The sequence below is a fragment of the Thermincola sp. GK-1 genome, assembly GCF_059412445.1.
This window is the reverse complement of sequence record NZ_JBSQAT010000040.1, coordinates 1-2,020: the sequence shown is the minus strand read 5'-3', so window position 1 is coordinate 2,020 and position 2,020 is coordinate 1. Positions and strand designations below refer to the sequence as shown.

1 rRNA gene is annotated in these 2,020 nt (G+C 54.0%); it reads left to right on the top strand.

Annotated features, from left to right (window positions below):
- Window positions 1–251: 251 nt before the first annotated feature.
- Window positions 252–1,790, top strand: a 16S ribosomal RNA gene (locus tag ACSNJE_RS15880).
- Window positions 1,791–2,020: the final 230 nt, after the last annotated feature.

The following is a 2,020-nucleotide window of genomic DNA, read 5'->3' as shown; positions in this document are numbered from 1 at the left end:
CAGTTAACAGTAGACAGTTAACAGAAGTTAACGGTTGAAGGTTAGCGGGAACTGCAAAACCATCACACAAGTAATTAGACCTCGTCTAATAAGTGAGTAATTCAAAAAAGCAGTTCACAGTTGGCAGTAACCAGTTGATTGTGACTGCGATAAGAGCTTGATTCAAACGATTCATAAGAAGAACAGTTGATAGGGCGGTCGGCAGTAAACATACTGTTAACTGTCGACTGACAAACAGTCAACTGAAATATTTTATGGAGAGTTTGATCCTGGCTCAGGACGAACGCTGGCGGCGTGCTTAACACATGCAAGTCGAACGGGGATTTAGAGGAGCTTGCTTCTCGAAGATCCCAGTGGCGGACGGGTGAGTAACGCGTGGGCAATCTGCCCGTAAGAGGGGGATAACATCGGGAAACCGGTGCTAATACCGCATAATATCTGTATACCGCATGGTAGGCAGATTAAAGGAGCGATCCGCTTACGGATGAGCCCGCGTCTGATTAGCTAGTTGGTGGGGTAACGGCCTACCAAGGCGACGATCAGTAGCCGGCCTGAGAGGGTGACCGGCCACACTGGAACTGAGACACGGTCCAGACTCCTACGGGAGGCAGCAGTGGGGAATCTTCCGCAATGGGCGAAAGCCTGACGGAGCAACGCCGCGTGAGCGAAGAAGGCCTTCGGGTTGTAAAGCTCTGTCATCAGGGAAGAAGAGAGTGACGGTACCTGAGGAGGAAGCCACGGCTAACTACGTGCCAGCAGCCGCGGTAATACGTAGGTGGCAAGCGTTGTCCGGAATTACTGGGCGTAAAGAGCGCGTAGGCGGGCGCTTAAGTCAGGGGTGAAAACTGGCAGCTCAACTGCCAGCCTGCCTTTGAGACTGGGCGTCTTGAGGACAGGAGAGGAGAGCGGAATTCCTAGTGTAGCGGTGAAATGCGTAGATATTAGGAGGAACACCAGTGGCGAAGGCGGCTCTCTGGCCTGTAACTGACGCTGAGGCGCGAAAGCGTGGGGAGCGAACGGGATTAGATACCCCGGTAGTCCACGCCGTAAACGATGGGTACTAGGTGTAGGAGGTATCGACCCCTTCTGTGCCGTAGTTAACACAATAAGTACCCCGCCTGGGGAGTACGGCCGCAAGGTTGAAACTCAAAGGAATTGACGGGGGCCCGCACAAGCGGTGGAGCATGTGGTTTAATTCGACGCAACGCGAAGAACCTTACCAGGGCTTGACATCGAGGGAAGGCTTGTGGAAACACGAGTCGTCACAAGCTTGCTTGTGACCCGAAGACAGGTGGTGCATGGTTGTCGTCAGCTCGTGTCGTGAGATGTTGGGTTAAGTCCCGCAACGAGCGCAACCCTTATCTTTAGTTGCCAGCACGTGGAGGTGGGCACTCTAGAGAGACTGCCGGTGACAAACCGGAGGAAGGTGGGGATGACGTCAAATCATCATGCCCCTTATGTCCTGGGCTACACACGTGCTACAATGGCCGGTACAAAGGGAAGCGATGGGGTGACCCGGAGCAAATCCCAGCAAAGCCGGTCTCAGTTCGGATTGTAGTCTGCAACTCGACTACATGAAGTCGGAATCGCTAGTAATCGCAGGTCAGCATACTGCGGTGAATACGTTCCCGGGCCTTGTACACACCGCCCGTCACACCACGAAAGCCTGCAACACCCGAAGCCGGTGAGCTAACCCGCAAGGGAGGCAGCCGTCGAAGGTGGGGCCGGTGATTGGGGTGAAGTCGTAACAAGGTAGCCGTATCGGAAGGTGCGGCTGGATCACCTCCTTTCTAAGGAGCGCACTTCCTGTGAGAAGCAGGAAGAAGGTTGTTCAAAAGCGAGCATGGCAAGGAAGACAGACTGATGGCACCGGAGGCGTACTGATGTACGTTGAGGATGACATCAGGCTGGCTGACGCAGTCAGGCGAAGCTTTTCAACGACCGGCAATCCTAGGTCGATCGACCATCTCTCCCAAGACTGTTTAGCAGTCATAAGTCACTGTTCAGTTCTCAGGGACCA